The 6,211-nt window shown below is 25.5% G+C and carries 5 protein-coding genes and 1 pseudogene; 4 read left to right on the plus strand and 2 right to left on the minus strand.

Annotated elements, in window-relative coordinates; genetic code table 11:
• The coding region (locus Q0V15_RS10905; RefSeq protein ID WP_297438914.1) for an SH3 domain-containing protein at positions 1–905 on the minus strand (905 nt) is incomplete at its 3' end.
• Between the two features lie 464 nt (positions 906–1,369).
• Between Q0V15_RS10905 and Q0V15_RS10910 the strand changes: the two genes are divergently transcribed.
• Positions 1,370–2,035 carry a Pr6Pr family membrane protein gene (locus tag Q0V15_RS10910; RefSeq protein WP_297438916.1) on the plus strand — a complete coding sequence of 222 codons (666 nt, stop codon included), beginning with the start codon at positions 1,370–1,372 and terminating at the stop codon, positions 2,033–2,035.
• A 220-nt stretch (positions 2,036–2,255) separates the two neighbouring features.
• A complete protein-coding gene (locus Q0V15_RS10915) occupies positions 2,256–2,564 on the plus strand; it encodes a DUF202 domain-containing protein (RefSeq protein ID WP_297438918.1) in 309 nt (102 codons plus the stop codon).
• Between the two features lie 55 nt (positions 2,565–2,619).
• On the opposite strand, the gene Q0V15_RS10920 is transcribed toward Q0V15_RS10915, so the two are convergent.
• Complete coding sequence (locus tag Q0V15_RS10920) at positions 2,620–3,816, minus strand: hypothetical protein (protein WP_297438920.1); 1,197 nt, start codon at positions 3,814–3,816, stop codon at positions 2,620–2,622.
• A 202-nt stretch (positions 3,817–4,018) separates the two neighbouring features.
• Between Q0V15_RS10920 and Q0V15_RS10925 the strand changes: the two genes are divergently transcribed.
• Both Q0V15_RS10925 and Q0V15_RS10930 read left to right on the plus strand, forming a co-directional pair.
• Entirely contained in the window at positions 4,019–4,435 is a 417-nt protein-coding gene (locus Q0V15_RS10925; RefSeq protein WP_297438922.1) for a hypothetical protein, read from the plus strand.
• A 133-nt stretch (positions 4,436–4,568) separates the two neighbouring features.
• Positions 4,569–6,211 (plus strand): annotated as a pseudogene (locus tag Q0V15_RS10930) (hypothetical protein); the annotation flags it as partial.

The raw sequence follows: 6,211 nt of genomic DNA on the forward strand, positions 1-6,211 counted from the left end.
ATACCTTTAGTAGTTACACTTGGAGTTTTAGGCTTTGGAGTAATTGGAGTAGTTTTTACCTTAGGTGTAGACACACTAACATAGTAGCTATAAACATAACCAGTTTGTCCATTAACTTCTACTTCAAACCAAGAACCAAGTCTTTTAATAACCTTAATATTACTACTAGTATTTAATGTTGATATTATATTACATTCTAAATTAGCTTCAGTTCTAAAATGTAAAAAAGTAGTATTAATAAGGTGTCCTGTACCTAAAAAAGTAGAATTACTTGTACTTTTTATTTGAGAAGTATTATTTGAATGAGTTGTTGGAGGGGCTACTATATTAGTAGTAGGTGAAAGTTTTATGTAATAAGAATAAACATATCCTATTGAATTTCCAACTTGAACTTTAAACCAATTTCCATCTTTAGCTAAAACTTTAATATTACTACTAGTATTCAATGTTTCAATAATATCTGAATATATAGAATTAGAATCTCTAAGGTGAAGGAATGTAGTATTAATAAGTTGTCCACTACCAAGGGTAGTAGCCACGTTATCATTAGAACTTACAGTTTGATTTTGAATATCTACATATGAAGAATAAACATAACCAATAGTTCCATTTATATTAACCTTATACCAATCACCAGAGGTTCCAAGTATAATCATTTTTTGATTAGAGTTTAAAGTTTTTATTATAGCATCATTAGTTGTTGGACCGCTTCTAAAATGTAGAAAACTAGTGTTAGCTACAATTCCAATTTTATTTTGTGATGCAAGAAGTGTAATATCTTCTATATTATTATTTTTACCAACTTTATTTCCATTAGAATAAGTGGGAGTACTATGATGAGCAGCAGAACTACCTACAACGGTACTGATTACAGCTAAGGTAGTTAATATTTTTTTCTTTTTCATAGCCTTAAAATCTCCTTTTATAGTTAATTATTTTATAATTGCAGGCTTAGTTATCAGAACTAAGCAAATTTAAGTTAATTTGACATTACAAAATTTATTGAAAATAAAATCAAATATTAATAATATATATCAAAAAAATAAAAAAATGTACTCTAAATTATAATATTTTTTTAATAAAAATGCAGATGTCTATATTTGTGAACTAATATAGATATAGATTAAGTTTAAACATTTTACTATTAAATTCACTATAATATTGATAATATGATGAAAAAAGATGAAGAAAATAGTAATAATTAAATAAATTACTAAAATAAAAAATAGTAATAATTATGAATTTGATAAAATAATAAAGGGGAGAAATAACAAATATTCCCTGTTTTGTTTGACAATCAAATGAAAGTACTTTATTCTATATGAATGCATTGTTAACAAAGGATGAATATAGAGGAGAGTTTAGTTAAATGAATAAAATTAAAAATTCGTATAGAGCTATAGTTGGTTTAATAATTTTTGCAGCACTTGCATTATCATTATATGATCAATTAACAGCAACATTAATCCCAACTATATGGGGCAGATGCTTAGGGTACATATCATACTTTACAGAGCTTAGTAACATATCAGTTATGATTTGGTATTTTAATAAGGTATTTTTCAAAAAGAAAATAAAGTTCTTAAATAAAGATTCAGTAAGAGGGGCAATTCTTTTATACATATGGGTTGCAGGACTTGTATTCTTCCTAGTATTAAATGCTGCATGGCATGCACATGGAAGAGTAAAATTAGAAGAGTATACATTACATGGATTCTCACCACTTGCATTTTTACTTGATTATTTCTTATTTGCTAAAAAAGGAATATTTAAATTTAAGTATGTTTGGATGTGGATTATAGCACCAATATTATACTTATTCTATGCAATAGGAATTGGAGAGATAATACATGTCTATCCATATCCATTCTTAAATATGAATGTATTAACAGTTGGTGGTTTAGTTCAAAACTTAATCCACTTATTAATACCAGCATTTATAGGACTTGGATTATTAATAGTGATAGTAGATAAGGTTTCAGTAGTGCTTACAAAGACAAAAAGAAAAAGTACAGCGCTTAAAATATATCAATAATGTACAAGCAGTTTAGTTTTATAACTAAGCTGCTTTTTTAGTTATAAAACTATGAAAAAGTATATTAATTTACATAAAATGAAAACGTTAAAATAAATTTAATGGGAATTATTGACTTGGAATAATTTATGAGATAACATTTTAATATATAACTAAAGAATTTAGATAAAGTGGGGACTTTTATTTAAGGTACAAAGGAGAATTTAAGGAGGGTATTAAATTGAGAAAAGAAGGATATAATTCTTATGAAAAATTTGGTGAAGATATGATACTTAGAGATCATTTAGCACTTGATAGAACATCACTTGCGAATGAAAGAACTTATTTATCATATCTTAGAACGGTTGTAAGCTTTGTTGTAGCAGGGATAACTTTATGGAAAGCTATTGGTGGTGCAACAGGGGTTTTGATAGCTACTATTTTATTTGTGAGTGCTGGGTATGCAGCATATAGAGGGAATAAAGTTTTTAAAGAAGTTAATAGAAAGCTTAATTTAAAAGATAAATCCGTTATAAATGATTTTAATTAGATTTACTTAGTAAGTAAAGGGATAAACTTAGTGTTAAGTTTATCCCTTTTAGCAGTTAATCTTCATTTTTATTTTTCTTTGAGAAGTATTTATTTTTAATAGAATCTACACCATTAGATATTTTATAGTAAATCATATAACCACTACATATAGGAAGTGAAACTATAAATATAAGTAATGCAGGTGGAAAAAGTCCAAGTTCTAATTTAAATATAGAGTTAATAGTAAATGGACTATATAAAAGGAAGCCAAGTGTAGCAACTTGAGTTATAGCAGCAATTTTAAATTTAATCTTCTTCCTCTTTTTAATACTTACTTTATCTTGTTTAATAACTTTTTCATCTTCTTTATCTTCAAGCATTAAAAATTCATATCTATATTTTTCTATAGTTTCTTTTCCAGATTCACTTTTAAATTCTCTAAGGCTCATAAGTTCTAAGAAAAATTGAAGTCCATCTTTTGAAAGTAAGTCAAATTTAAAAGCTTCTGATTCTATATAATACATTTCATCTTGTGCTTCTTTAACAAGCTCAAGAGATGTATAGTGTTTTCCATCATAGTGCTTAAGTTCTCTTTCTATTTCAGATAACTTAAATGAGATACTAGAAATTCTCTTTTTTATATTTACATTAGAGTAATTATGGCTTTTTATATTTTTAAATTTATTTTTTATATTCATAATTGCAGAAACTTCTCTAGTTTCATTTAGGATTTCATCAATTTTTATAAATTCATCAAGCAAAGTTCCCTCATGCATAGCACTTGATACATCATTAAGTGATTTATAGATTTGCCCATTATAAGTTTTACAAGCTATATCAATATCATAAAGAGTTGAGCCTATATTTTTAACAGAATAGGACATTGTATTTATTCTATTTAATATATTTTTTCTTGTTTCAAGATTATTAGTAGGATTTTGTGCTAAATCTTTTATTTTTATAATTTCTCTATATTCATATTCAGCTTTTTGCTTTTCAGAAATATTTGAATAAGTAAAACTAAGAAAGGTTCTAGCATTTTTTTCAAGAGAATTGTATATATTTAAAATTTCAGTTTTCAGTTTTTGAAGCTCTATATTATCGTAACTTGTTAAAGTTAGCATATCTATTTCATTTTGGATTGTTATATTTATACCATTAGATTCAATTCTAGCTTTTAAATCCCTAAGTGATTGTAATGAAATAACTTCTTTATTTAAATTAGAAGTTGTGTCATTATCAGAATTTGAGTTGTTTAAAGTATCACTCATAAAATACCTCCAATATTTAGAATATATCCATATTATATATTTTAACATTTATTTCTGTTAAAAAAGAATAGAAATTTAGTGAATCATTTAAAAAAATTTCTGAGTAAAAAATATATAAGCTATATTTTCTATATATAATAGTAGACATATTATTATATAAGTTTTAAAATGATATGGAACTCGGATTATTAGGAGGAATAAAATGTACGTTAATTTTATTAGAGAAGTAATAGACACAGATGAATTAAGAGGAAATATAGAAAAAAATACTAGCTTTAAGGTTGTAACAGATCTAAGTAATGCTACAAAAAGAGAAGATGTGGTAGCTTTTGAGTTAGAGATAAGTCTTGAGGTTTTAAAGAAAGCTTTAGATGATAGCAATATTGATACAAGTGAAATGTCAGAGGATGATTTATTTGATACATATTTAAATGCAGCTGATGAGCTTGGAGAAGCACTTGCTGATTTAATGCCAGATTATGCTTTTATGGATGTTAGAGCATATACAATTTATGAACTTGAAAAAGTTGTTAAACTTGTTGTGGCAAGTTGCCCAGAAAGAATTGGAGAATTAAAACTTAATGATGTAATGAAAAGACTATTAAAGCAAGTTTATTAGTTTGCATGACTGTTGATAATTTATAATTATCAACAGTTTTTTTATTATCCTATTGAAAACTTAATGATTTTATGTTAAATTATTATTAACAAATAATTATTATTGATTAATGATTGAAAATGGAGATGTAAATATGGAATTAAAAAGTTTAATAGATAATAAGCTTATGATAAAAGAAAATAATATAAATGTTTTTGGGGAAGAATATAAATTGATTTTTGATAGTAAAAGTATAGAAGGAAATGAAATTTTACTATTTAAAAAAGAAAATTTAGATGGTGTGATAGTTCCAAGACTTGAAAATGAAACTTTAATTATTGATGGGATAAATAATAGTTTTTCATTTGATTTTGCAACAGATGATTTTTGTGAAATTCCAGATGGAATTTATATAATTTATTATGATAATAGAAATGAAGTTGTAAGATTATATGAAAGATATAGTGATAATAATTTCGTGAAGGCTTATATATATGATAATAATAATCTTGGAAATAGAAATGTAATGGTTGATATTAAAGAATATGATAGAAGTGATATAAGATATAGTTTTAATCTTTATAGTAGTAAGGTTAACTTTAGTTATAGAGAAAATAATTTATATTTAGTAGAAGGTAAAGGACAAGCAAAACTTCCAAGAATTCTAAAAAATATAAATAAATCAATGACTTTAGCAGAGATTCAGAGAGAGAAAGTATCAGTTAATGATTTGCTAAGTGTAAATTTACAATTCTTAAATAAAGATATATTAAGTGATTACATAGATGAGAATATGGTTAGGATTACTGAAGCTAGAGCTATTGATTCACAAATGTATTTAGATTTTAAGCTAGTATGTAATAATGCTATTTTAGATGGTGAGAGTTATATAAAATATGGTTCAAAGAAGAAACTTACTTTTGAAGCAAGTAGTGGTATTTTAAGTAGTTTTAACTATATTGAAGAGAGAAGCGTAGATAAAGATAGTGAATTTAGAGAACGTTTAAAATTAAAGTTTAATAAAATTGGTGAAGTAGTTAAGCTTAAGTTATCAAGAACAGATAAAGAAAAATATATTCAAATAATATCAGATGTTAAAGATTCAAAACTTGATGGTAAATATTTAATTTATAAAAAAGATGGAGATGATTCAGCTTTAGAGAAAGGTAATATATCAAAGAATATAAAACATGGAGTGTGTTCAGAAGTTATATTTGATTTAGATGTTTCAGTTCTTGAAATTGGTGAGTGGGATAATGGAAAGAAGTTTGGAACTTTTGATAAATATACAGTATCTAAAGTAGAGGATATAAATAGTATTTATAGATTTAATAAAATTAATTACATAGATAGTGATAATGGAATAAAAGAACCAGAGGCTAGTATTATGACAAAAGAAGCTATATTGTCAGCTTATAATGCTGAGATTGAAAGCATTAGAGATTTTAAAAATAATCATTTCACAACAAGTGATATACAGGTTACTCAAGGTGAGATAGATTCAGAGGCAGTGAGTGGACAAGATACATTAAATTCAATGATAGGCCTTCAGAGTGTTAAAGATGAAATGGAAAATCTAGTTAAGAATATGAAATTCTTAGTTAAAAGAAAAGAACTTGGGCTTAAAGTTTCAAGTTTAAATAAAAACTATGTGTTCCTTGGAAATCCTGGTACAGGAAAAACAACTGTGGCACAATCACTTTCATCAATATTATATGGACTTGGTGTTATACAGGAGAATAAACTTGTAATAACTAATAAATCAAACTTTGTTGGTGAGCTTATGGGACAAACAGA

The organism is uncultured Clostridium sp. (genome assembly GCF_947036855.1).
Taxonomy (GTDB): domain Bacteria; phylum Bacillota; class Clostridia; order Clostridiales; family Clostridiaceae; genus Sarcina.

Coding starts and splice junctions, on each gene's coding strand:
- Q0V15_RS10925 (WP_297438922.1), top strand. CDS start 4,019: ATGTACGTTAATTTTATTAGAGAAGTAATAGACACAGATGAATTAAGA.
- Q0V15_RS10920 (WP_297438920.1), bottom strand. CDS start 3,816: ATGAGTGATACTTTAAACAACTCAAATTCTGATAATGACACAACTTCT.
- Q0V15_RS10910 (WP_297438916.1), top strand. CDS start 1,370: ATGAATAAAATTAAAAATTCGTATAGAGCTATAGTTGGTTTAATAATT.